The organism is Amycolatopsis albispora (assembly GCF_003312875.1).
In the GTDB taxonomy this organism is placed as follows: Bacteria; Actinomycetota; Actinomycetes; order Mycobacteriales; family Pseudonocardiaceae; genus Amycolatopsis; species Amycolatopsis albispora.
In genome coordinates this window covers 6,137,874-6,161,726 of record NZ_CP015163.1, presented here as the reverse complement: position 1 = coordinate 6,161,726, position 23,853 = coordinate 6,137,874, and the positions used below count along the sequence as shown (strand labels likewise).

Below are 23,853 nucleotides of genomic sequence, written 5' to 3'. Positions count from 1 at the left end.
CTCAGGGCAGGCGAGCGGACTTCACGGCGCGTGCGTACCGGTTGCCGGCGGGCGACCAGCACAGCACCACCGTGGCCAGGCCGGTCGCCACGGCGACCCAGCCCAGCGGACCCACCGCGCCCGGTGGGTAGTCGGCGACCACCAGCAGGTGCAGCAGCACCAGCAGCACCCCGCCGATGGTGATCAGCACCCGCGCCCAGGTGGCGGCGGCGCGGGCGAAGACGGCGGACACCACCAGCCACAGCGCGAGGCAGACGGCGATGCCCGCGCGGGCGGACAGGCTCGACGCGCGCGCGTCGACCACCTCCTGCCACAGCGAGCCGGACAGCGCCTCCACGTCCGCGGCCTCCATCCCGGCCAGCCCCAGTTCGGGGGCCAGCTCGTCGAAGACCGAGCGCACGTTCTCCGCCGCCAGCGCCGAGCCCCCGGTGAACACCAGCACGGCGGCGGCCACCGCTGACAGCGCCGCGGCCGCCGTGGTGCACAGCAGCGCGGTCAGCGCCGCGGGCCGTGGCGGGGCCGTTGAGGCCGTTGAGGCCGTGGTGGCGGGTGACGAGAGCACGGACGTGTTTCTCCTGGCGAGTGGAAGTGAGGAAGGCGCCATCGGTGGCGGCAGGAATACTGACACGGAACGGGGGCCGCTGAGAAGTAATTGTCGGAAGTAATTTCCAGATTTGTTCAAGTGGTGCCGGGATCAGTTTCGCCGGGGCTACACTCCCCGATATGAATCGGTTGCTCCAGAGCCCGCAATCGTTGCTGGACACCACGATGGATCAGCTGCGGACGCTGATCGCCGTCCGTGACACCGGGACAGCGCTCGGTGCGGCCCGCGCGCTCGGCCGCGCGCAATCGAGCATCCAGAAGCAACTCGACACGCTCAACCGCAATTTCGGCGAGCTGTGCGGTGAGCCGCTGGTGGTCAAGCAGGGGCGCGGGCAGGACGTGCTGTTCACCGAGACCGGCAAGGCGATGGTGGAACGCGCGCGGCGCACGCTCGCCGACTGGCTCGACGAAATCGACGAAGGCCGCCGCCGCACCGGCGAGACGCTGACCGTCGGCACCACCCGGTTCACCCTCGGTTTTGTCACCAGTGTCAGCGAGAAGATCGCCGGTGAACTGTCCCAGCGCGGCGTGGAACTGCGCTTCCTCCACCTGCGCACCAAGGACCTGCTGCCCGCGCTGGCGGACAAGCGCGCGGACGTGGTGTGCGGCAGCGTGGTCACCGCCGGCGGTGAGGAGTTCGCCGACTGCGAGGTGCTGGAATGGCGCCGCAGCGGGCTTTCGGTGATCACGAACCTGCCGGAGGAGCAGCTGCCGGGCCAGGCGGTGCGCGCGAAGGAACTGCACACGCTGCCGCTGGTGATCTCCGCGACCGGGCTGATCGCGGAGATCCTGCGCGGCTGGTTCGGCACGGGCTACCGGGAAAAGCTGGACGTGGCCGCCGAGATCGACACCTTGAACTACGGGTTCGAACTGCTGCACTCCGGGCTGGTGCGCGGCTGCATGCTGGTCACCCGCGGCATCGGCGAGGCCGCCACCGACGGGCGGATTCCCGAAGGTGACGGCCTGCGGGTCATTCCGGTGCACAACGACCTGGATCCGCGGCTGGAAGTGCTCGTCGGCGCATTCGCGCGGCGCGGTGAGCAGTCCCCGGCGGTGAAATTGCTCTGGGACGCTTTGCTGCGGCAGCATTCGGAATGGCGGGAATGAGCATTTTCACCGCGGATCCGGCAGTTTCACCGAGAAAACGGAAAGCGCCAGAGAAGTGACCGCCTGAATCGTCATGATCAGCACGAACGCATTCCGCATGCCGAGTGCGCCCGGTTCGGCGGCCGCGGCGAACAGCGTGCCGAAGGCGGCCACGCCGAGCGCCATCGAGGTTTGCTGCACGGTGGTCAGCGCGCCGCTGCCGACCCCGGCGCGGTCGGCGGGCACCCGGGCCAGCACCACGCGGAACACCGTGGTCATCCCGGCGCCCTGGCCGAGCCCGGTCAGCAGCATGCCGGGCGCGAACTCCAGCACGCCGAGGTCCGGCCAGGCGAGCAGCGTGGTCACCGCCAGCACCACCATGCCGAAGGCCTGCAGGCCGGTGCCGTAGGTGATCACGCGGGTGCCGTACCGCGCCACCAGCCTGCTGCTGACCAGTGAGGACACCAGGAAGCCCAGTGCCATCGGGCTCAGCGCCACCCCGGAACCGAGCGCGCCGAGCCCGAGGCCGTCCTGCGTCGCCACCGCGAACGCGAACATCAGGCCGGAGAAGGCGGCGAAGAACGGCGACGCCAGCAGCAGCCCACGGGCGAGACCGGGGGACCGCAGCACCGACGGCGGTAGCAGCGGCACCTGACCGGCTCGTTCACTCCGGCGCTGCGTCACCACAAACCCGGCCATGGCCAGCGGGAACACCGCGAGCAGCACCCACATCCAGCCCGGCCAGCCCAGTGCCCGGCCTTCGAGCAGCGGGACCAGCAGCGCCAGCATGGCCACGCCGAACAACGCGGTGCCCCGGACGTCCACGCCGAGCGGGTGCGCCGAGCGGCTCTCCGGGATCGTGCGACGGGCGATGAGCAGCCCGACCAGCCCGATCGGCACGTTGACCAGGAAGATCGGCCGCCAGCCGGACCCGGCGAGGTCGGCGTGGATGAGCAGGCCGCCGAGCAGCTGCCCGGCCACCATGGAAATGCCACCGGCCGCGCCGTACCTGCCGAGTGCCTTCGACCGGCGTTCCCCGGTGGTGCCCGCCTGGATCACCGAGAGCACCTGCGGCATCAGCATGGCGGCCGACGCGCCCTGCGCGATCCTGGCCGCGACCAGCGCTTCGACCGTCGGCGCCAGGCCGCACAGCAGTGAGGTGAGGGTGAACGCGGCGAGCCCGGCGAGGAACAGGCGCCGCCTGCCGAACGCGTCGCCGAGCCTGCCGCCGAGCACCAGCAGCAGCGCGTACGCCGTGCCGTACCCGGCGACCAGCAGTTCCAGCGTCGCGGTGGAGGCGCCGAGATCAGCGTCGATGGTGGGCAGCGCGACGTTGACGATGAAGAAGTCGAGCAGGGGCAGGGCCAGGCCGAGCAGCACGGTGGTCAGCCCGGCGGTGGACAGCGGACCGGCCGCGGGGATGGGCGGCCGTCGAATCGGGGTGGTGGTCACCGCACCAGGCTCGGCGCGGGCCCAGCCGGGTACCAGAGCGTGCGTATCCAGGTATCAGGACTACCTGGTAACACGCTGGCGGCGGTGTCATGGTGGACCGGTGACCACGATGATCGACGCGCCGCCGCGGGCGGGGGCCGCCCGCCGCCGCGCCCTCGCCGACTTCCTGCGCAGCAGGCGCGCGCGGATCGCGCCGGAGGAGGTCGGCCTGCCGCACGGCACCCGCCGTCGCACGCCGGGACTGCGCCGCGAGGAGGTCGCGCAGCTCGCCGGGGTCGGCGTCACCTGGTACACCTGGCTCGAACAGGGCCGAGACATCCGCGCGTCCGAGCAGGTGCTCGACGCCATCGCGCGCACGCTGCGGCTGGACCGCAACGAATGCACGCACCTGTTCACCCTGGCCGGGGTCGCGCGCACGATGGGCCCGGACAACGTGGTGATCTCGCCCGCGCTCGAGCGCATGCTGGCCAAGCTCGAGCCGTTCCCGGCGATCGTGCAGAACACCCGCACCGACATCCTCGCCTTCAACCGCGGGTTCGACTGGCTGATGGACGTCGGCGGTGTGCCGGTGGACGAGCGCAACTCGATCCTGCTGGCGTTCACCCGGCCGGACTGGCGCTCCCGGATCGTGGGCTGGGCGGAGCACATGCCGGCCACGGTGGCCCAGTTCCGCGCGGCGATGGCCAGCCACCTGACCGAGCCGAGCTGGAAGTGCCTGGTCAAGCACCTGCGCGCGGAGTCACCCGAGTTCGAGGTGATGTGGAACCGGCACGAGGTCGCGGCGCCGAGGAACTTCACCAAGCGCTTCCGGCACCCTGAGGCGGGCCTGCTCGCCTTCGACAGCACCTACCTGTGGCTGGGTTGCCGGTCGGAACTGCGGCTGGTCACCTACACCCCGGCGGACGACGAGACACTGGCGAAGCTGCCCGCGCACACGTAAGGCACACGTCGTAATCCAACAGCCGCTTTTGAACGGACGTGCTGGTCCATCCGGTGCCGTAGGTTTTTCCAGGTGGTGACGGGGAGTGGAAGGCGCGTGCCGGGCTGGGCCGATCTGGTCCTGACCGCGATCGTGCTGTTCTTTGTGCTGGGGGTCACCAGCGGGGCTTCCCGCTGGCAGGACCAGTGGGATCCGGCGGCCGAGCCGGTCCGCCAGCTGGACCCGCTGGGTTACGGGTGGCTGGCCGCCGCGGTGCTGCCGCTGGTGCTGGCCCGCCGGTTCCCGATCGTGGTTTTTGCCGTGTCGTCCGCGCTGGCGATGACCTACTACTGGTCGGACTACCCCGGCGGCCCGGTGAGCGTGGCGTCGGCGCTTTCGCTGCTGGTGCTGACGCTGGTACGGGGTGCGCTGGCGGGCGTCATCGCCGGTGGCTCGCTGCTGGTGCTGATGTACGGCTTCTACGTGGCCTCGACCGGGAACCTGGTGCCATCGCCCGCGTCCGGGGCGCTGGCCGCGGCCGCGGCCGCGATGGTCGGCATCGGCGCCGCGATCCGGGCGCGCCAGGAAGCCGCGAAGGCCGCCAAGGAGCAGGCACTCGAGCACGAGCAGCGGCTGGCCGAGCAGGAGCGGCTGCGGGTGGCGCGTGAGGTGCACGACGTGGTCGCGCACAGCCTGGCGATGATCAACGTGCAGGCCGGGGTCGCGGTGCACGTCGCCGACCGGCGGCCGGAGCAGGCGAAGGAAGCACTGCTCAACATCAAGGAGGCCAGCGCGTCGGCACTGGTGGATTTGCGCGCGACGCTGGCCGTGCTGCGGTCGGGGCAGGATCGCGGGCCGGTGGCCGGGCTCGCGCAGATGGACGAGCTGCTCGAGCACGCGCGGGCCGCCGGGCTCACCGTGCGGGTGCACGGCCAGCCGGGTGAGCTGCCCGCGCCGATCGACGGCGCCGCGTACCGCATCCTCCAGGAGTCGCTGACCAACGTGGTCCGCCACGCCAACCAGCCGTCCACTGTGGACGTTCATTTCTCGCGGGCGGGCGGGCGGCTGGAGCTGCGGGTGCGGGACGACGGCATGGGCGCGGCGCCACCGCGGATCGGCAACGGGCTGCGTGGCATGCGTGAACGGGCCGACGCGCTCGGCGGCAGCGTGGAGGCCGGTCCGCGGGACGGCGGGTTCGAGGTCCGGCTGCGGTTGCCGGTGAACGGGAAGGACGGCGAATGACGATCCGGGTGGTGCTGGCCGACGACCAGGCGCTGGTGCGCGCCGGTTTCCGCGTGCTGCTGGAGACCGAGGACGGCTTCGAGGTCTGCGGGGAGGCCGGGAACGGGGCGGAGGCGGTCGAGCTGGCGGTCGAGCACCGGCCGGACATCGTGGTGATGGACATCCGGATGCCCGGCACGGACGGGCTGGAAGCCACGCGCCGGATCACCGTGAACCCCGAGCTGACCGGGGTGAAGGTGCTGGTGCTGACCACCTTCGACGTGGACGAGTACGTCTACGAGGCGTTGCGGTCGGGGGCCAGCGGTTTCCTGCTCAAGGACACCGAGCCGGTGGAACTGCTGCGGGCGCTGCGGGTGATCGCCTCGGGGGAGGCGTTGCTGGCGCCGACGGTGACGCGGCGGCTGATCGCGGAGTTCGTCGGGCGGCCGGAGCACCGGCGGGTGGACACCGGGGCGATCCGCGAGATCACCGAGCGGGAGCGCGAGGTGCTGGCGCTGGTCGCGGGCGGGTTGTCCAACGACGAGATCGCCGAGCACCTGGTGATCTCCACCGCCACCGCGCGCACGCACGTCAGCCGGATCATGACCAAGATCGCCGCGCGCGACCGGGCGCAGCTGGTGGTGCTGGCCTACGAGTCGGGCCTGGTGAAGCCCCGCGGGCAGTAAGCCCTCCGAACACTGAACGTCACAAAGCTCACGTTGAAAACGCTGCGGTTACGCCAATGGAGCGATATGGTCACTTCGGACAGTAGTTCGATCATGAGGGGACCGGATCCATGGCCGCCTGGCCGACGCTCGACAGTGACCAGCAACGCGAGAAGATCGAGGAGCTGACGAGCACCGTGCTCGCCGCGCTCCCGGACCACTGGCAGCAGCTGGCGATCGAATACCGCCAGGTCGGCGCGCACATCGACGTGCGGACCGGGCTGACGAACGAGAACGGCGAGACCGAGGTGTGGGAGCCGCCGGTCGAGGCGTGGCACCGGTTCCAGGACCTGCGGGGCGGCATGTACCGGGACGGCGAGGGCACCTGGTTCGCCGCGCGGTACGTGCTGGACGGGCCGGAGCGGTTCACCATGCAGTACAACACCGAGCGGGAGCCCGCCTTCCGCGAGCCGCTCGGCGAGCACGACGTCGCCGCCGAGCAGCACGAGTTCCCGCGCGACGAGGCCCACATGCCCGACTGGTACCGGGACAAGCTCACCGCCGTCGCTGCTGCCTGAGCGGCGCTTTTCCGGGGCTCAGCCCCGGCGGAGCTGCAGGGCGAGGCGCACGAGGAACACCACCGCCAGCACGGCGACAATGGTGATCTCCACCCACATGGCCGCCTCCCTTCTCCACGGATGCTCCTTCAGGAAGGCGCACCGGCGTGGGAGGCGTTCCGCGACACGGCTTACCTCACCCGATCGGCGGGCTTACAACGCCTGGATGGCGGCCCACACCCGGTGCGGATCGAGATCGACCGGGCGCGGAGCCGGGTCCGGCCGCGTCCGCCGCAGCAGCACCTGCTGCACCAGCGTGCTCCGGTGCCGCCCGGCGACCACCCCGCGCCAGAAAACGTGGTCCTCCAGCTCGTCGAACAGCGGGTCCTCGGTCCATCCGCCCAGGGTGTCCAGCACCGACCGGTGCACCAGGTAACCGGAGCCCAGGTACGGCAGCCGCCGCAGCCGGCGGTCCTCTGCGGGCAGCGCGCCGACCAGGCCCTCCACCGGATCCCCGAGCAGGCAGTGCGCCACGTCCGTGCCCGCCGCCAGCAGCCGCTCCAGCAGCACCGGCGAAGCCCGCAGCCCCGCGTCGACCACCAGCAGCCAGGGCGCGTCCGACCGTTCCAGCAGCGCGTTCCTGGTGTACCCGCGCCCGAGCGCGAACTCCTGTTCCAGCACGTCATACGGCCTTGCCGCCGAACTGGTCAGCGCGCCGTCCTCACCAACGAGCAGGCGTCGCGGCAGCACGGTCCCGTTGAGCAGGTCACCGGCCAGCTCGACCGGGTCCGGCTCGCCGGGGCGGCGCACCAGCAGCACGTCCACCGGCGCCCGCGAGGCCTCCGCGAACACCGGCGTGCCCGAGATCCACCGCCGCGAAGCCGCCCGCCGCGCGTACCGGATCCGGTCGACCGCCATCGCGCACGCCGAGGCGTCCGACTCACCGGACGGGCCGTGCGGACCCGGCGCGAACCGGACGTCCCACGACGGCGTGTCCACCGACAACGACTCCGCCGCCGAGCGCGACCCCACCGCCAACCGCTGAACGGGCTCCACCGGGGCCGGGCCCAGCTCGGCGGACCCGCCCACCAGCCCGGCCGCCATTTCCAGCAGCATCCGCGCCGAGCCCGGCAGGTCCAGCTTGTTCCGCACGAAGTCGTACCCGGCCATGCGCAGGTCCCGCTCGCGCGACGGCTGCGCGACCAGCGCCGCCGCCACCGCGCCGAGCGCCTCGGGCCGCGCGACCACCAGGTGCTCGCCGGGCACCGCCGGCTCCAGGTCCGCCGACGGCTCGGTCAGCACCACGCACCCGTTGCACAGCGCCTCCAGCACCCGCACCCACTCCAGCGCGACCGTGGTGCCGCGGTGCAGGTTGAGCAGCATCCGCGAGTTCGCCAGGTGCTCGTGCTTCGCCGAACCGGGCAGGAAGTCCACGCGCGGCGGGCCCATCATCTCGTGCGGCGGCACCAGCAGCCGCGACCGCACGCCCTCGAGGTCGCGCCAGTACGACGCGATCAGCCGCGACCGCCGCCGCTCCTCGGTGCCCAGATAGGTGACGTCCACCTCGCGCGGGCTGTCCGGGTCACCGCCCCAGCGGTCCCACAGCGGGGTGTAGCCGAGCTGGAAGTGCTCGACGCGGTTGCCCTGCCGCCGCAGTTCCGCGGTGGAGTCGAGATTGATGTCCACCCCGCACGCCAGCTTCGGCAGGAACCGCGCGGTCCGCTCGAACGACAGCGTGCCGGGGTGTTCCACGCAGAAGCCGATGGTGCGGGCCAGCTGCTCCGGGGTCGGCTGGAGGTGTTCCGGGGTGACGATGAAGTACTCGTGCGGCACGATCACGTAGACCGTGTCCGCGTGGGGTTCCGGGAACCGGCCCGCCGCGGTCCGGACGCGGCCGCCGACCCGCCGCACGGCGTCGGCGACCACGTCCAGCAGCTCGTCCATGAACACCGAGCCGCCGACACCCGAAACGAAGCACAACTCCGCCATCAGCGCGCGGTCCGCTTCCGCACGGCTCGCAGCGGCGCGGTGACGCGCCAGCTGATGGTGGCTCTGGTTGCTTCCAGCTCGTTCGACAGCTCCGCCACCTCGGCCGCCAGCCGGGCGGCGCGCTCGTCGGCCTCCGGACCGGCCGGCGCGCGGCGGACCGGCATCGGCTGCCCGGCCAGGCTCAGCTCGGCGTCGAGCAGGGTCAGCCGCAGCCTGTCGCGCTCACCGCGGGTGTCGGCCAGTTCGGCGCGCAGCGTGTCCCGTTCGGCACGGGCGGCGGCGGTTTCCTGGCGCTGGGCGTCGGCCTCGGCGCTCTTCTCGCGTGCCTCGGCCTCCGCCTCCTCGGCACGGCGGGTGAGGGCGGCGAGGTGCTCCGCCGACCGCTCGCCGTTCAGGGTTTCGGCCAGCTCGTCGCGCTCGGTGGTGACCTCGGCGAGCTTGGCCTCGGCTTCGGCCAGCTCGGCACGCAGGCGGTCGCGCTCGGCGGTGTACACCTCACGCTCGGCCCGCAGCCGGGTCAGCTCGGCCTTGAGCGGGCCGGGCAGGTTGTCTTCGTTACCCATCTTGGTCCCCTAGCGATTCCAGCACCTGCGAGTACTCCGCGGCGTAGCCGGCCGGATCGAGCCAGCCGGACAGCTCGGCGAAGGCACGCGCGGCGATCTCGGCCCGCTCCCGCGGCGGTGTTTCCAGCGCGCGGAGCAGGGCCACGGTCAGTGCGTCCACGTCGTTCGGCTCGAACAGCCAGCCGGTGCGGCCGTCGGCGACGATCTCCCGCGCGCCGAACACGTCGCTGGCCACCACTGGCAGCCCGACGCACACCGCCTCCAGGATCGACCGCGGCAGCGACTCCAGGTCGGAGCTGTTCACAAACAGGTCGGCGGCCTGGAACCACGGCACCGGGTCGCGCTGCACCTCGACCAGGTTCACCCAGTCGCCGAGGCCCATCCGGCGCACCAGCTCCGCGGTGGCCAGCCCGTACTGCGACTCGTGGTACCCGACCACGGTCAGCAGCACCTCCGGGTGCCGCCGCCGCACCCGGTCCATCGCCGCGATCAGCCCGGCCTGGCCCTTGCGCGGCTCCATGATGCCGACGTTGAGCACCACCAGCGCGTCCGGCGGCAGGCCGAGCCGCTCGCGGGCGTCGTGCCGCACGCGGCCGCTGGTCCGGCCGTCGAACCGCACCATCGGCGTGCCGTAGCGAATGGTCCGGCCGCGGTGGGCCGGGCTGTACCGCTCGTACATCTCGCGGGTGGCGTCGGCGACGAAGGTCAGCTGGTCGGCCTCGCGGAACAGCTCCTCCCAGCGCGCCCGCACGGTCGGGTTCAGGCCCGCGCGCCAGGTTTCGTAGGCGAAGGTGCCCAGCGGGAAGCTCTCGTGCACCGCCCAGGTCACCGGCAGCCCGGCGCGCTTGGCCGCGTCCACGCCGGGGAAGGCGGTGATCGTGTTGACCAGCGCCACGCTCGCGCCGGAGGTCTTCGCGATCAGGGCCAGCTCGGCGACGTGGCCCTCGTAGGCGGCGACGGTGTCCACTTGGTACGGACGCGTCAGGTGCACGTCGATGCCGAGATCGGCGCAGTCCTGCCGCAGCGGCCCGTCCACCGGGGTGACCACGGTGACCCGCCAGCCGTGCTGCTTGACCAGCCCGTTCAGCAGTTCCTGCAACCACAGCTGGCCGCCGCCGAGGTGCAGGCCGTGGGAGAACACCAGCACGTGCCGCGGATCGGCCTCGGTGCGCACGTGGGTGAGCAGGCTGCCCGAGCGCGTGCGCAACGCGGCCGCGAGCTGCTCGTCGTCGGTGTCGCGCGCGGGATTCCGGACCGTGCAGTAGCGCGCGGGCGAGGTCCACTCGCCGACTTCGTGGTGGCGCAGCCGGACGCGCAGCGAAACGCGGTGCTCGGCGCCGGGCGGCAGGTCCAGTGCCACGCGCGCCTCGAACCCGCAGGTGCCCGCCTCGCCGAAATCGGGGAACCCGGCGGCCACGTCGGCACGCGGAATGCGGATGCGTGCGCTGACCGGGGCGGCGCCGTCGACCAGCACCTCGGCGAAGCTCGGCGCGAACCCGTCCATCAGCGCCCAGCCGCTCACCGGCAGCACGTCACCGGGCACCACGAACTCGGCCGGCGGGTGGTCGAGTTCGAAGTGGACTCTGGGACCGTCGCTCACAGGTCCGCCTTCAGCGTCGCGTTGGCGTCCTTGACCAGCACCATCACGTCCTGGTGGCGGTCCCAGGCGGCCTCGTCGTACCCGGCCAGCCGCAGGTCGGGCGCCTCCAGCGCGCGCTGCACCGCCCAGCCGGGCGAGCTGAGCGAGATGCCGTAGCCGTCGTAGCCGACGTAGTCGTTGTAACCGAACCCGCAGGCCTTGTACGCGGCGAGCACGCGGTCGATGGCGCGTGCGTCCAGCCCGTAGTCCTTGCCCGCCTCGGCACGCATGGCCATCCGGCGGCCGTGCGTGGTGACCACCGCGACCCCGCCGGGCGCGAGCGCGCGCGAGAAGTACCGCAGCAGGGGGCCCCACTGCGGGGCGTCGAGATGGGTGAGCACCGAACCGCACCAGATCAGGTCCACGTCGGTGACCTGCTCGATGTGGTCGGGGTCCGGGGCGCCGGTGATCGCGCGGGCGCCGAACGCTTCGGCGCAGCTGGCCAGCGCGGTCGGATCCATGTCGCAGGCGATCAGCTCGGTCGACGGGAAGGCGGCCCGCAGCGAGCGCAGCACCCGGCCGTACCCGCAGCCGAAGTCCAGCAGCCGCTTGGGCTCACCGCGCCCGGTGACGTGCAGTGCGGCGAGCACCGCGCGCAGCGCGTCCCGCGACACGCTGAAGTAGTGCTCGGTGCTGCCGGCGAACATGCTGTCGCCGTCGGCGATCGTGGTGTTCACGCCCGCCATCACGCGTGCGACGGTCTCGTCCAGCGTTTCGCTCATCCATCCACCCCTGGTAGTTCGTCCGGCACGGCCACGGCCTCCGCGAGCCGGTCGTGCCAAGCCGCCCGTATTGTGCTCTCCGTATCCGGTGTCGCGGTGCCCCCGTGCACCCCGATGGCCTGGAACCGCGCTTCCCGGTCCACCGCCTCGTCCACGTAGTCCGGCGTCATGCCGAGCAGCACGCCCAGCCAGGCGGCCAGGTCGCGCACCGTGCTCGACGGGCCCGCGCCCCGCCAGGCCAGCCCGGCGAGCCGTTCCGCGGTGAGCAGCAGGCCGCGTGCCACCACGGTGTCCGGGTCCGCCTCGGCGAACCGCCATTCCAGGTCGATCGGCCGCGGCACCCCGTCGCCGGTGACCACGAGGTTGTGCGGCAGCAGGTCCCACAGCGCCGGGCCGAGCGCGGCCGCGTGCTGGTGGACCAGACCACGCCAGGCGAGCAGCAGTTCCTCGGCCAGCCACGGCCGTTCCGCCAGCACGCCGATCATGGTCGGCCCGTCGTGGATCGGATCGGTCCACGCCTGCACGGAAACCGGCCCGTCGCCGCTGGGGCCGAGCAGCGGTGCCCGCCGGACCTCGTGCCGGGTCACCTCCGCGCCGGTGCACCACCTGGCCGCGCGATCGGTGTTGAAGTACTTCGCCAGCCGGCCGTCCGGCCAAAGCGGGGAGTCGCCGGAAACCGTTGCCAGCACAAGGAAAGCGTTCGCCGCGTCCTCGGCCTGACCGGCCTCGACCAGTTGCGCCCACACCTTCGCCTCGTCGACCGGACGCGGGGCGTCGAACCCCTCGTCGGGACTGGGCAGGCGCGGCAGCTCGATCGCCAGCCGGGGATGCGCGTCGAGCAGTTCCCGGTCGAAAACCACGCGGGTGTACCGGAAGTCGGGGAAGCAGCCGAGCACGCGCAGCGCGCCGAACCCGGCCTCGCGCACCAGTTTCTCCAGTGGACGCCGGGCGAGCAGCCGGGTGGGCCCGCCGAAGGGATGCCCTTCGACCGCGTCCCAGCGGCGGCCGGTGTGCCGATCCGGGGCCCCGGCGAGGTTCCGCACGCCGAACTGGTTCTCCACGGCCAGGCACAGCGTGCCGCCGGGAGCGAGCCGTTCGCGGGCGGCGCGGAGAAAGGCCGTCCGCTCGCCCGGGTCCAGCAGCGTTTCCAGCATTCCGGCCGCGACCACGACGTCGTAGTGACCCCGCGGAACTTCCCCGAGCACGCGCACGCCGGTCAGCCCGGCGACGCGGTCCTCGGTGATCTTCGCCAGTTCCGGATCCGGTTCGACGGCGTCCACTTCGGACACCGTCTCGGCCAGGTACCTGGTCAGCGAACCGCTGCCCGCGCCAAGGTGCAGCACCTTCGCCCGCGCCGGAAGATCCAATGCGCGCACCAGGTTCGCCCGCCCGCGGTCGAGGTGCCACCGCTCCGCGGGGTCCTTCGCGGCGAAGTGCAGTTCGTCGCTCAGCGCGGAGCGGTCCCCGGCCCTGGCCACGATGGCGCCGGCCAGCGCCGTGGTGAGCCGGGAACCCACCGCTGCCCTCAGCTGGCCGAAACCGGGAAGTTCGCCAGCGTGGCGATGACCTGCCGCTGGTAGCTACCGCTCATCGCGGCCTCGGCGTCGTTGGCCGGCGACGGCAGCGGGTCCAGCGAGACGTGCACCTGGATCACCACGTCCTGCGAAACCCAGACCCCGTAGTAGGCGGCCTTCTTCTCGTTGACGTCCTTGTAGAACTGGACGTCCGACGGGATGTTCTCCAGCGGGTCCTTCACCGCGATGTAGCCGAGGTCGTCCATCCGGCCGGTCATCGCGGCGAGCGAGGCCTGCGCCTTCTCCGCGTCCGGCAGGCGGACCGCGGTGATCGAGAACTTGTCCGGGTACGGGCTGTTCGCGTCGGCGCCCTTGACCGAACCACGCCAGGCGGCCTCGGTGGCACCGTTGCTGTTCAGCGCCGACACCATCTCACCGTCCATGATGGACTTCTCGCCGAGCTGGGCCAGCTCGAGCTTGCCGCTGCCGCTGTCGGCGGTGCCCGGCGGCGCCGGGATGCGCTCGATCAGCGGCGCGCTCGGGTCGACCGGCTTCGGCGAGCTCTTGGTCGGCGGCGCGGAACTGGGCGGGGGCGGCGGTGCCTGGCTGGACTGCGCCACCGGCGGGTTCGGCTCCTCGTCACCGGAGAAGAGCAGGATGCCACCGGTCACCAGGCCACCGACCACCAGCAGGGCGACCAGCGCGAGCAGGGCCACCTTGCCGCCCTTGCCCTTCCCGCTGGACTCCTCGAACAGCTCCGGGCCCTGGCGGGTCCATTCCGAACTGGACGCCGGGGACAGCGGCGGGAATTCCGAGCCACCCCAAGGCGGGCTCAGGTCACCCTCGGGCTGGTTCCAGCCCGGCTGCGGCTGCTGTTGCTGCTGCGGGTGCTGCTGGTTGAACCCGCCCGAGTGCGGGCCCTGCGGCTGGTACCCGGGTTGCGCGAACCCGCCGGCCGGCGAGTTCGGCGGCTGCTGCGGGTAGCCGGGCTGCTGGTAGTTCGGCTGCGGCGGGGCCTGGGTCTGCCAGCGCGGCACGGCCTGGGTGCGGTCGGCACCGGGATCGGCGCTCGGCACGATCTGCGTGGCCTCGGCCGAGTTCGGCTGCGGTGTGCCCTGCGGCGGGCTCACCGGCGAGACCACCTGGGTCGCGTCGGCACCACCCGGCTGGGCCTGCGGCGGCTGCTGCTGCGGTTGCGGCTGCTGGGGCGGTTGCTGCTGCTGCGGCTGGAACATCGGCTGCTGCTGCGGCGCCTGCTGCTGGGCGAACCCACCGGACGCCGGGTTCTCGCCCGGCGCGACCGCCGACGAGAGCACCTGATCCCGGCGAATCCGGTAGTCATCGGCGGAAAGCCGGCCCGAGGCGAGTTCCTCGTCCAGCTTGCGGAGCTCCTCCTGCCAGGACACCCTCTGGCCCCTCTCTTCCGGCGGTGCGGATCCAATTCGCGGCCGCCTGCGACTACTGGTGCGGTGACCTGCGCCATTGTGCACGCCCGGGTGACCGGCCCTCGGATCGGGCCGGACTTCCTTCGGGTGACAAGCAGCGCGTAATGCCGAACGTTCGGCGGTTGATAAGTGAGTGTATTCCGGACCGGAGGGGGAGGACCTCGACTTGGCCGCATTCACCGGGCGGAGTTCCGGGGTCTTCGCCACATTCGGCGGTACCGCCCTGGTCGCCGCGCACGGCCTGCTCTACGGAAACTGGCTGATCGACGACGCCGCCATCACCTTCGCGTACGCGCGTGACATCGCCGACGGCTTCGGCCCGGTGCTGCAGCCGGGCGGTGATCGGGTGGAGGGTTTCTCGAACCCGGCCTGGCTGGCTTTGTTGATCTTCGGCAAACTGCTCGGCGTTTTCGACACCGGTTCGCTGTTCGGCGTTCCGGACTACGTGTTCTTCCCGAAACTGCTGGGGCTGCTCGCCACCGCGGGTGTGCTCGCCGCGCTGCACCACGCGGCGAAGGGCTTCAGCAAGCGGCCGGGCCCGCTCACCTTCGGCGCCGGGGCGCTGCTCGCGCTTGTCCCGTCGTACGTGATGTGGGCGGTGTCCGGGCTGGAGAACTCGCTCTACGCGCTGGCGGTCTGCTGGCTCATGGCGCTCGTCCTGCGTGCGGTGCCGCGCAACGAGCTGACCCGCGCGCGGCTCGCGGTGGCCGCCGGGCTGCTGGCCGCGCTCGCCGCGCTGACCCGGCCGGACGGCGCGCTGTACGTGGTGGCGTACCCGTTGGCGCTGCTGATGTTCGTGCGCCGGTACCGGGTGCCGGACGTGCTGCGCGCCGGTGCGGTGTCGGTGGCCGTGTTCGCCGTGCCGTACGGCGGTTACCTGGTCTGGCGGTACCTGGAGTTCGGCAGGCTCGTGCCGAACACCGCGATCGCGAAGGGGCAGGAGTTCCCGGGGCTGGAGACCTTCGCCCTCGCCGGTGACCTGCTGGCCTACGCCGGGGCGTGGCTGTCGCTGGTGCTGGCCGCGGGCGTCGGCGTGCTGCTGGCGAAGGGGTCGGCGCGGCGGGACGTGCTGGCCGTGCTGCTGGTGTTCCTCGGGCTGGCGGCGGTGGTGTTCTCCGTGCTCGGCCCGGAGCCGGGCGGCGAACTCCGGTTCGCCACGCCGTTCTGGCCCATCGCCGCGCTGCTGGTGGTGTTCGTGCTCGCCGAGGTGAGCGCGTTCGTGCGCGGGATCCGCCGGGTGGCGGTGATCGCGGTTGTGGTGGTCGCCGCGCTGCCCACCTTCGCCGCCTTCGCCGAGTCCACCCGCGACCACGTCGAGTCGCCGATCGTGCCCGCGTGCCTGGTCGCCGACCGCTACGGCCGGGTGTTCAACGGGTACGCGGACGTGCTCGGCCTCCGCGACGGCACGCTGCTCGTGCCGGACGTCGGCGGCACCGCGCTGACCAGCAGGCTGCGCGTGGTCGACCTGGTCGGCCTGACGCACGCGCGCATCGCCGACCTGGCCGGGGCCGGGGAGCACGGCCAGCTGCGGGACTACCTGTTCGACGAGGTGAAGCCGACCTTCGTGCACTCGCACGAGCCGTGGTCGCAGATCAGCGGCATCACCGCCGACGCGCGCCTCGACCGCGACTACTTCCCGCTGTACGAAGGCGGTCCGAAGGGCGACTGGGTCCGCAAGGACGCCGTGCCGTCGATGGCCAAGCTGCAGGAACTCCGCGACTACGCCGAGGTGGTGACCAGCCGGGTCAACCGCGAGCGCCACGCCGAGCCGCGTGCTGCCTGCGGTGACCGGCTGCGGCCCGGCCAGACACCGTGAACAGCGCCGGTCAGTCGGGCGGCAGGGCGGCTTCGACCTTGGCGAGCGTGCCCTTGAGCCGCTCACCCAGCGCGAACTGCTGCTTGTCGAAACCCTGCGAGACCCAGACCGCGACGGCGAGATTGTCCGAGGTGTACCAGGTCGCGTTCATCCGGCCGACCGTGTTCGAGCCGGCGAGCGCGCTCTTGCCCGGCGGCATGCCCAGGTTGAGCTGGGTGAAGCCGGTGTCGGCGGCCGCCTTGCGCAGCTCGTCCGCGATGTTCTTGGCGCCCTCCGGTGAACCCGCGGGCACCACCATCACCAGGTACCCGTCGGTGCCGTCGGAGCTGGACCGGTAGACCACCTCGCTGGCGCCGTTCTGCTTGAACATGTTCGCCGTCTCCGGCGCGTACAGCTTCAGCTCGGTGCCCCTGTCCACGGGCATCGTCGAGTTGTTCGCGTTCTGCGTGCCGGGCAGCTCGGGCAGCCGCTGCTCGAGCGGCAGATTCGCGGGTGGTGGCGGCAGCTGCTCGCTCGACTGCGCGGGAGCCGACGGCGGCGGGGCGGCGGTGCTGGCCGCGGGCTCGTCCTTCGACAGCAACCACACCCCACCGGCCAGCAGGCCACCGGCGAGCAGCACCCCGAGCGCGAGGAACAGCCAGGTCGAGCCGGTGCGCCGCGGGCTGTGGTCGTCCTGGGCGTAGTCCGGGGGCGGCGGCGGATCGGTCCAGCTGCGCTGCGCTTCGGTGGCGTACGGCCGGGTCGGCTGGTGGGCGGCCACCGGCGAGAGCACGCTGCGCCCGCGCGAGAGCCCGCGCGGCGGCACCGCCATCGACTCGGTGGCGCGCTGGTCGGCCGGGCTCGGCGCGGTGGTCGGGCGGTCACCGGCCAGCAGCGCCGCCGCGTTCGGCGGCTGCTTGTGGTCGGGATTGCCCAGCGGCAGCGTCGGCCTGCTCTCCACCACCTTGGGCGCCGGGCGGGCTTCGCCGACCGCGTTCGGCGGCGGCTTGACCTGGCCCGCGGGCATCGGCTGGCCGGCCACCGGGATCCGGGGCAGCACCGCCGTCTCCTGCATCGCCGGATCGGTCTCGCGGCGCGGCGCGGCCACCGGGGAGGTCGAACCACCGCCCGACGCCGCGGCCAGCAGCTCGTCACGCATCTTGCGGTGCTGGGCGGGGGTCAGGCTGCCGTCGGCCAGCTTGGCGTCGAGCAGCCGCAGCTCTTCCTGCCAGCCCATCGCATGCTCCATGGTCGGTCTGTTCGGCGGGACCAGTGTGCCCTATCGGGAGATTACCGGTCGCTGGATCGGGTGAATTCCGTCTTGCGCGCCGCCCGCCGGGCCTCCCAGCGGCGGAAACCCCGCGCCAGGGGCCGTTCGACGAACCGGTGCAGCAGTTCCGTTGTGATCGCGAGCACAATAAGGCCGATGCCGAGCGCGGGCCAGAAGCCGAGCGGATCGGCCAGCAGGTTCAGCGTGCCCAGCACCACCGCGAAGTGCAGCAGGTAGACCGCGTAGGTGCGGTCCGCCAGCACCTTGATCACCCGCGACCGCGCGATCCGGCCGTTCGCCCTGGTGCACAGCAGCAGGAGCAGCAGGATCAACACGAGCGTGCGGACGTAGGCCGGTCCGTCCGGCGTTCCGCTCCAGGTGGCCGCCGCCCGCGCGGCGAGCCACAGGTGCACCAGCCCGAGCGCGATCGCGGGCAGCGGGGCGAGCCGCTTGCCGCGCACCAGCATCACCAGTTGCCCGAGGAACAGCACCGGCAGGAACGACGCGATGATCCGAAGGCTCGCCGGACCGCCTTCGGTGGGGTTGTTGGTGACCGAGATCAGCACCGAGACCAGCGCCGCCCCGATCGCCGGCGGCAGCCACGGCCATCGGCGCAGCAGCGGGATGGTCGCCGCCGCGAGCAGGTAGAACACCACCTGCACGGTCAGCGTCCAGGTGACCGCGAGCAGCGTGGACGCGTCCGCCACGCTGTAGTTGAGCAGGCCGAGGTTGAGCAGCAGGTCGCCGAACTCCGGCGGGTGGTTCACGCCGAGCACCCCGGTCAGCGCCAGCACCCAGGCCAACAGGATCGCCACCCACAGCGCCGGGAACAGCCGGACCGCCCGGCGCGCGAGGAACTGCCCGGGCGCCTCGCGGGTGCTGACGTGCGTCACCACCACCCCGCTGATCACCAGGAACGTGCCGACGCCGACGAAGCCGAGCAGCTCGTTGAGGTGCAGCGACTCGACCACGCCGCCCTCGATCAGGTCCGCCAGCCAGAAGTCGTCCGAGCCGCGCATCTTCGCCCAGCCCGCGACGTGGTTGTAGAGCACCGCGACCGAGCAGATCACGCGCAGCACGTCGAGCCCGTGCATGTAGTGCGAGCCGCGGGCGGGCGCACCGGCGGGAGCCGGTCGCTCGGCGGTCTGGGTCACACCGCCTCCTTGGTGCGCTGGAACAACAGCCGGGAACCGCGGTGCCCGGCCTCGGCGAGCAGTCCGACGCCCACCGCGGCCACCAGGATCCCGGCCGGGTGGGGGAGCAGGCCGGCCAGCGGGTGGCCGACCGCGGCGTAGAGCGGGACCAGCCACCACACCCGCTCGGCGAGCCAGCGGGGCACGGGGTTCGCCGCGATCCGGTCCGCGGTGGGCCCGGCCAGCAGGAAGGCCACCGCACCCAGCAGCATCGCGTAGGTCGCGGCCAGCGGGTACCACCAGCCGTCCAGTTCGGGCACCACCCGGTCGGCGATCGAGACCACCGCGAGCGCGGCGGCGATCAGCAGCCCGCACCCCCACGCGGGCAGCAGCCCGGCCCGGTTGGCGTGCAGCAGCTGACCGGCCACGAACAGCGGGAAGAAGGCGGCCGCGGCGGACAGGTCGGGCACGAAGTCGGCCAGCGCGACGGCGTTCAGCGCGAGCACCAGTTGCGCCAGCTGCCCGGTCCATCGGTACCGCGCCGGGAGCAGCGCGGTGCCCCTGGCCAGCAGGAACCCGGCGAGGGCGAGCACCGGGACCCAGCCGAGCGGCACCAGCCCGGCGGTCGGCGGCAGCAGGTGCGCGACCACCACCAGCACGGCCAGCGGGTACAGCTCACCGGGCGCGCGCCCGGCCGCCGCCGCGTACCCGGCGGCGACCAGCAGCAGCATCAACCCGAGCGGCCCGAAGTCCTCGCCGAGGCCGAGCGGGCGCGCGATCCACTCCCTGGTCACGTCGAGCACGGCGAAGCGCTGGTCGTGCCGGTCGGCCCACTGCCCGAAGAGATAGCCGTACGCGGTGAGCACGGCCGCGCTCGCGGACAGCAGCACGACCGGGGTCCTCATCGCGGTTCCCCGGCGGGGAAGGCCTCGGTCTGCTCGCCGAGCAGCGAGCCGAAGGCCTGGTCGATCTTCTCGCCGAGGACGCCCGCCTCACCGCTGGCGTCGATGCGCAGCACGTCACGGCCGCGGACGTAGTGGGCGTGGTAGGAGACGGTCGGGGCGTCGGGTGCCTCGCTGAACCGGCGGACGGTCACCCCGGCCGGTGCCGGGTCGACGCGCTGGTGCCCGCCGGCGGCGTAGATGCCGTCGAGCGCTTCCTTGGTTTTCTCCGGTTCGGCGTCGTCGCGCGAAGTGAACCGGCTGAGCAGCAGGTTCACCCCGTTCTCGCGGGTCATCCGCAGATGCGCGGCGGCGACGCCGGTGGCCACCAGCTCGTCGAGTTCCTCCTGGCTGAACAGCTGGTAGGAGACCAGCGCGGAGATCCGGCTGGCACGGTCGATCAGCAGGTCGCCGGGCGGGGTGACCAGCGGCAGCGGCGGCGGGCCCGGCCGTCGCGGTTCGGGGTCGGCCAGCGCGGTGGGCTGGACCTCGCGGTCCGGGTTCGCGCCACTGCCCCAAGCCAGCCAGGCGGCCGTGGGCGGGATCGCGAGTACGGCGAGGAGCGCGGCCGTGACGACCACGCTGCGTTTCCCTCCCCGGTTACCCATAGTGGCTCACATGGTGCGTGATCACTGGTCCGGGGGCCGGGGCAGGGGTGCGTACAGTGGACGCATGTCGCTTCCCGGACGCGCCGAACCCCTGGTCACCCCCGATTTCCACGCGGTGTTCCCGGACCGCCGGATCAAGCCGCCGTTTCCCGAAGGCCTGCGCGCCGCGGTGTTCGGCATGGGCTGCTTCTGGGGTGCCGAGCGGTTGTTCTGGCAGACCTCCGGCGTGTACTCGACCGCGGTCGGCTACGCGGGCGGCGAAACCCCGAACCCGACGTACGAAGAGGTGTGCAGCGGGCTGACCGGGCACGCCGAAGTCGTGCTGGTGGTCTTCGACCCGGCGCGGGTCTCGTACGGGCAGCTGCTGAAGGTCTTCTGGGAAGGCCACGACCCGACGCAGGGCATGCGGCAGGGCAACGACGTCGGCACGCAGTACCGCTCGGCGGCCTACTTCGCGGACGACTCGCAGCGCGCCGAGATCGAGTCGTCGCGCGCGAGCTTCCAGCCCGCTTTGACCGCGGCTGGCCACGGCGCCATCACCACCGAAGTCGCCCCGCTGGGCGCGTTCTACTACGCCGAGGACTACCACCAGCAATACCTGCACAAGGTTCCGAACGGCTACTGCGGCCTGGGCGGCACGGGCGTCTCCTGCCCGATCGGCCTCGGCGTCGCCGACAGCTGACCGCTCACTCCCGCCGGAGGAGGTCGTAGGCGGCGGCGCCGATCAGTTCCAGCGAAACCTGCAGCCGCTCCAGGCTGACGTTGTCGGCGATGGTGTCCTCCGGCGTGTGGTAGGTCGGCTCGAGCGCCGCCGGGCCGGTTTCGCCGCGCCAGCTGAAGTTGCCCGAGGCGATGCCCCGCTCGAAGAACGGCACGTGGTCGCTGGAGCCGCGTGCCACCGGGCCCTGCACACGCGGGTCGTAGCCGAGGCGCTGCGCGGCCGCGCCGACGGCCTGCGTGACCGCGTTGTCGGCCCCGTCCACCGAAAGCAGCCAGTACACCGTCGCCGGGTCGTAGCTGGTGGCGACCATGTCGTTCTGGAAGCAGCCCGCGATCCGCCGCGCTTCGGCGTCGGGCAGGTTGTTGACGTAGTACCGGCTGCCGATCAGCCCGTACTCCTCCGAACCCCACAGCGCGAAGCGCACCGCCTTGCGCGTGGGCAGGTACCGCAGCACGCGGGCGAGTTCGAGGCACAGCACGGTGCCGCTGCCGTCGTCGTTCGCGCCGGGCGAGCCGGGCACGCTGTCGTAGTGCGCGCTGATCATGACCACGCCCTGGTCGCCGCCGGGCACCGTGGCCGGCCGCTCGGCGAGCACGTTGTACGAGGTCAGGTTCGTGTAGTGGTCCGACGACACCTCGAGCCGCGTGGTGCCCGACCGCAGCCGGTCGCGCAGCTTTTCGGCCTGCACCTGCGCCACGCCGAGCACCGGGATCCCTACCGGGGCGGGCAGCGTCGGGGAGAACGCCGAGAGCTTGCGGTCGGCGCTCGCGCTCAGCCGCCCGATCAGCACCGCGGCCGCCCCGCGTTGCGCGGCGAGCTGGTAGGCGTTGGCGTCGTTCGTGATGCCCGCGTAGAAGACGATCTTGCCGGTGACGTCGGCGGGGAAGCTGTCCGCCGCGCCACTGCCGACGTCGACCACCTCGCCGGAGAAGGTGGTGTTCTGCGCGCCCTGCGGTGACGAGCCGGTCTGCCAGTTCTCGTCACCGATCCGGATCCGCCCGAGGAACTTGTCGGCGATCGGGAACGGCTGCACGGTCACCTGGTACCGCAGTTTCCGCAGCGTGCTCGCGATGTGGTCGCGGGCCTTCAGCTCACCGGGGGTGCCCGCGATGCGCGGGCCGATCTGGTCGCTGAGCACCTTGAGGTGCTCGAGCGCGCGCTGCGCGCGGACCCTGGCGACCACCGGGTAGTCGCCGAAGGCCAGGTCCGGCTTGGCGGCCGCGCCGGGGCGCTGCCTGCCCGCCGCCGCGGCGGTCGCGGGGTTCAGCCCGATGGCGGCGGCACCGGCCAGCGCCACCGCGCCCGTCATCACGTCGCGACGTCGAATCCCAGCCATGTGCGTACCCCATCGGTCGGATGTTTCCCCAGCATTGGCCGAACCTTATGAAACCGGTCGAAATCCGGACAACCGCCGAACGTCGGCATACGCCGCTCGCCCGAGCGCGGCCCGAGGTGCGCTCGTGGCTGTTCGAACCCGGTAAATCCGCAGCTTGAGGGGCATTTTTCGAACATATGTTCTATACTGGAGGCAGTCGCGCGGGAGAGCTGGAGGGCGCTGTGGCCTATGTAACCTTGCCCACCTTCGTCAGCTGCAGCAGCAGTGCGGGCGCCAAGCGCGCCACGCTGGTGCGGCGGCAACGGCGGATGTACGACAACCCGGAGCCGTCCGGCTTCGACTTCTACCGGCGGGCCGCGGCGGCGATCCGCACCGGCCGGGAGGCCGACATGGATGCCACCGCGATGGACATCCTGGTCGCGAACGCCACGCCGCGTTCGGCACCGCACTACCGCGCGGTCGCCGACGGCTGGCTGCGGTACCTCGGCCGCCGGAAACCCGCCGTGCTGAACGTCGGGCGAGCACGCTGGCGCTGCGGCGCGCTGGAGGTCGGCATCACCCCGCAGTTCGGCCTGCGCTCGGCCGCCGGGGACCACGCCGTGCACCTGTACTTCAAGGAAGAGCCGCTCACCCGGGACGCCGCACACCTGGCGCTGCGCCTGATGGAGTTGCGGATGAAGGACCTGCTGCCCAGCGGCGGCGCCCCCTTGGTCCTCGACGTCCGGCGGTCGAAGGCGTACACGCTGGGCCGCCGGGACCGGGACCGCCTGGACCACTGGATCCGCAGCGAAGCCGCCGCCTTCCTCGCCCTCTGGGAACCGGTCGCCTGACCCGAGCTGTGACCCTGTCTTGAGTAGCCGTACTCAAGACAGGGTCGCGGCGTTCACCGACGCTTCGGGGTATGAGCAAACCGGTGTCTTCCTCGTCCCCGACCACGGGGGCGTTTTTCGCGCAGGCGGCCATCTCGTTCGGCTCGGCGGTGCTGGCCGTCGGGCTGGGGGTGGCGTTCCTCCCGGTGGATCCGTGGATCAGGGCCTTTCTCGGCGTCGCCATGCTCTACGCGATCACGTCCGCGTTCACCCTCGCCAAGGTGGTCCGCGACCGCCAGGAGGACAGCTACCTCCTCAGCCGCGTCGACCAGGCGCGCCTGGACAAGCTGCTGGCCGGGCACGACCCCTTCAAGGAGCCGGCGTGACCGCGGGAATTAGGCTTCGGCCATGTTCGAATACCACGGGTGGGTGACGATCCAGGTCAGTGCGGACGGCGACGAACCGGACGGGCTGCTGGACCGTGCGGTCGACCGCGTGGGGCGGGTGGTGCGCGAGTTCGGCAACGCCCAGCTGGTGGACCTGCGCTACGCCAACGACGTGCCGGTGCTGCACCTCGGCGGGGTGCTGAAGCGGCCGAGCACGGTGGGCGCCTCGCTGCTGCACCTGTTCATCCGCGTGGGGGAGCTGGCGCCGGCCTCCTACGGCCTGCTGCACGTCCACGACGACGAGGATTTCGCGCACGGCAACGAATTCCGGGTGTACCGGATGGTGCGCGGGCAGGTCACCGAATGCGCCGACCCGTTCCTGTCGCCGGTGGTGCCGACGGTGGCGGACGCGGACGCGTACGCCGAATTCTGAAACCGGGGCGGACCGGCCGCCGCAGGGAAGCAGGACGGCCCGCCCC

Annotated in this window: 23 protein-coding genes; 10 read left to right on the top strand and 13 right to left on the bottom strand. The window is 72.1% G+C overall.

Going from position 1 to position 23,853, the window contains the following annotated elements:
- Nucleotide 1: 1 nt before the first annotated feature.
- Nucleotides 2–562, bottom strand: a complete 561-nt coding sequence (locus A4R43_RS29135; RefSeq protein WP_236808351.1) for a hypothetical protein — start codon at nucleotides 560–562, stop codon at nucleotides 2–4.
- 161 nt (nucleotides 563–723) lie between these two features.
- Here A4R43_RS29135 and A4R43_RS29130 point away from each other — a divergent pair, with 161 nt between their 5' ends.
- A complete protein-coding gene (locus A4R43_RS29130) occupies nucleotides 724–1,710 on the top strand; it encodes a LysR family transcriptional regulator (protein ID WP_236808349.1) in 987 nt (328 codons plus the stop codon).
- A 6-nt stretch (nucleotides 1,711–1,716) separates the two neighbouring features.
- On the opposite strand, the gene A4R43_RS29125 is transcribed toward A4R43_RS29130, so the two are convergent.
- On the bottom strand, nucleotides 1,717–3,141 hold the full coding sequence (locus A4R43_RS29125) for an MFS transporter (RefSeq protein ID WP_113695215.1): 1,425 nt from the start codon (nucleotides 3,139–3,141) through the stop codon (nucleotides 1,717–1,719).
- A 100-nt stretch (nucleotides 3,142–3,241) separates the two neighbouring features.
- Here A4R43_RS29125 and A4R43_RS29120 point away from each other — a divergent pair, with 100 nt between their 5' ends.
- The 4 genes from A4R43_RS29120 (at nucleotide 3,242) to A4R43_RS29105 (ending at nucleotide 6,524) form a co-directional block, all read left to right on the top strand.
- Nucleotides 3,242–4,081 carry a helix-turn-helix transcriptional regulator gene (locus A4R43_RS29120; protein WP_162788642.1) on the top strand — a complete coding sequence of 280 codons (840 nt, stop codon included), beginning with the start codon at nucleotides 3,242–3,244 and terminating at the stop codon, nucleotides 4,079–4,081.
- Nucleotides 4,082–4,177: 96 nt separating this feature from the next.
- On the top strand, nucleotides 4,178–5,302 hold the full coding sequence (locus A4R43_RS29115; protein ID WP_113695214.1) for a sensor histidine kinase: 1,125 nt from the start codon (nucleotides 4,178–4,180) through the stop codon (nucleotides 5,300–5,302).
- Nucleotides 5,299–5,967, top strand: coding sequence for a response regulator (locus A4R43_RS29110; protein ID WP_113695213.1), 669 nt, complete (start codon nucleotides 5,299–5,301; stop codon nucleotides 5,965–5,967). Before A4R43_RS29115 ends, A4R43_RS29110 begins: the two co-directional genes overlap by 4 nt.
- A gap of 110 nt (nucleotides 5,968–6,077) precedes the next feature.
- Nucleotides 6,078–6,524 carry a hypothetical protein gene (locus A4R43_RS29105; RefSeq protein WP_113695212.1) on the top strand — a complete coding sequence of 149 codons (447 nt, stop codon included), beginning with the start codon at nucleotides 6,078–6,080 and terminating at the stop codon, nucleotides 6,522–6,524.
- A 192-nt stretch (nucleotides 6,525–6,716) separates the two neighbouring features.
- Here A4R43_RS29105 and A4R43_RS29100 read toward each other — a convergent pair whose 3' ends face one another.
- The 6 genes from A4R43_RS29100 to A4R43_RS29075 are packed head-to-tail and all read right to left on the bottom strand — an operon-like array spanning nucleotide 6,717 to nucleotide 14,336.
- Complete coding sequence (locus tag A4R43_RS29100; RefSeq protein ID WP_113695211.1) at nucleotides 6,717–8,492, bottom strand: glycosyltransferase family A protein; 1,776 nt, start codon at nucleotides 8,490–8,492, stop codon at nucleotides 6,717–6,719.
- Complete coding sequence (locus A4R43_RS29095) at nucleotides 8,492–9,055, bottom strand: hypothetical protein (RefSeq protein ID WP_113695210.1); 564 nt, start codon at nucleotides 9,053–9,055, stop codon at nucleotides 8,492–8,494. The genes A4R43_RS29100 and A4R43_RS29095 overlap by 1 nt, the downstream gene beginning before the upstream one ends.
- Nucleotides 9,048–10,655, bottom strand: coding sequence for a glycosyltransferase family 4 protein (locus A4R43_RS29090; RefSeq protein WP_236808348.1), 1,608 nt, complete (start codon nucleotides 10,653–10,655; stop codon nucleotides 9,048–9,050). Before A4R43_RS29090 ends, A4R43_RS29095 begins: the two co-directional genes overlap by 8 nt.
- The gene (locus A4R43_RS29085; RefSeq protein WP_113695209.1) at nucleotides 10,652–11,416 is read right to left on the bottom strand and encodes a class I SAM-dependent methyltransferase; all 765 of its coding nucleotides are present in this window, start codon (nucleotides 11,414–11,416) and stop codon (nucleotides 10,652–10,654) included. The genes A4R43_RS29090 and A4R43_RS29085 overlap by 4 nt, the downstream gene beginning before the upstream one ends.
- A complete protein-coding gene (locus tag A4R43_RS29080) occupies nucleotides 11,413–12,933 on the bottom strand; it encodes a class I SAM-dependent methyltransferase (RefSeq protein WP_162788641.1) in 1,521 nt (506 codons plus the stop codon). The genes A4R43_RS29085 and A4R43_RS29080 overlap by 4 nt, the downstream gene beginning before the upstream one ends.
- Nucleotides 12,934–12,941: 8 nt before the next feature.
- Nucleotides 12,942–14,336 (bottom strand): flagellar basal body-associated protein FliL, encoded by a 1,395-nt coding sequence (locus A4R43_RS29075; protein ID WP_113695207.1) that lies wholly within the window; start codon nucleotides 14,334–14,336, stop codon nucleotides 12,942–12,944.
- Nucleotides 14,337–14,541: 205 nt separating this feature from the next.
- Here A4R43_RS29075 and A4R43_RS29070 point away from each other — a divergent pair, with 205 nt between their 5' ends.
- Complete coding sequence (locus tag A4R43_RS29070; RefSeq protein WP_162788640.1) at nucleotides 14,542–16,191, top strand: glycosyltransferase family 39 protein; 1,650 nt, start codon at nucleotides 14,542–14,544, stop codon at nucleotides 16,189–16,191.
- Between the two features lie 10 nt (nucleotides 16,192–16,201).
- Here the strand turns inward: A4R43_RS29070 and A4R43_RS29065 are convergent, their stop codons facing one another.
- The 4 genes from A4R43_RS29065 to A4R43_RS29050 are packed head-to-tail and all read right to left on the bottom strand — an operon-like array spanning nucleotide 16,202 to nucleotide 20,095.
- Complete coding sequence (locus A4R43_RS29065) at nucleotides 16,202–17,407, bottom strand: hypothetical protein (RefSeq protein ID WP_113695205.1); 1,206 nt, start codon at nucleotides 17,405–17,407, stop codon at nucleotides 16,202–16,204.
- Between the two features lie 53 nt (nucleotides 17,408–17,460).
- A complete protein-coding gene (locus A4R43_RS29060; protein WP_113695204.1) occupies nucleotides 17,461–18,594 on the bottom strand; it encodes an acyltransferase family protein in 1,134 nt (377 codons plus the stop codon).
- Nucleotides 18,591–19,478 (bottom strand): hypothetical protein, encoded by an 888-nt coding sequence (locus A4R43_RS29055; protein ID WP_113695203.1) that lies wholly within the window; start codon nucleotides 19,476–19,478, stop codon nucleotides 18,591–18,593. Before A4R43_RS29055 ends, A4R43_RS29060 begins: the two co-directional genes overlap by 4 nt.
- The gene (locus tag A4R43_RS29050; protein WP_113695202.1) at nucleotides 19,475–20,095 is read right to left on the bottom strand and encodes a hypothetical protein; all 621 of its coding nucleotides are present in this window, start codon (nucleotides 20,093–20,095) and stop codon (nucleotides 19,475–19,477) included. The genes A4R43_RS29055 and A4R43_RS29050 overlap by 4 nt, the downstream gene beginning before the upstream one ends.
- Nucleotides 20,096–20,186: 91 nt before the next feature.
- Between A4R43_RS29050 and msrA the strand changes: the two genes are divergently transcribed.
- On the top strand, nucleotides 20,187–20,804 hold the full coding sequence (msrA, locus tag A4R43_RS29045; RefSeq protein WP_113695201.1) for a peptide-methionine (S)-S-oxide reductase MsrA: 618 nt from the start codon (nucleotides 20,187–20,189) through the stop codon (nucleotides 20,802–20,804).
- Between the two features lie 4 nt (nucleotides 20,805–20,808).
- Here msrA and A4R43_RS29040 read toward each other — a convergent pair whose 3' ends face one another.
- On the bottom strand, nucleotides 20,809–22,179 hold the full coding sequence (locus A4R43_RS29040; RefSeq protein WP_113695200.1) for a M28 family metallopeptidase: 1,371 nt from the start codon (nucleotides 22,177–22,179) through the stop codon (nucleotides 20,809–20,811).
- Between the two features lie 221 nt (nucleotides 22,180–22,400).
- Here A4R43_RS29040 and A4R43_RS29035 point away from each other — a divergent pair, with 221 nt between their 5' ends.
- The 3 genes from A4R43_RS29035 to A4R43_RS29025 all read left to right on the top strand — a co-directional run bounded on the left by A4R43_RS29035 (nucleotide 22,401) and on the right by A4R43_RS29025 (nucleotide 23,807).
- Entirely contained in the window at nucleotides 22,401–23,009 is a 609-nt protein-coding gene (locus tag A4R43_RS29035) for a hypothetical protein (RefSeq protein ID WP_113695199.1), read from the top strand.
- Between the two features lie 71 nt (nucleotides 23,010–23,080).
- Entirely contained in the window at nucleotides 23,081–23,374 is a 294-nt protein-coding gene (locus A4R43_RS29030) for a YiaA/YiaB family inner membrane protein (protein WP_113695198.1), read from the top strand.
- Nucleotides 23,375–23,396: 22 nt separating this feature from the next.
- Nucleotides 23,397–23,807: an Imm7 family immunity protein gene (locus A4R43_RS29025; protein ID WP_113695197.1), complete on the top strand. Its 411-nt coding sequence runs from the start codon at nucleotides 23,397–23,399 to the stop codon at nucleotides 23,805–23,807.
- Nucleotides 23,808–23,853: the final 46 nt, after the last annotated feature.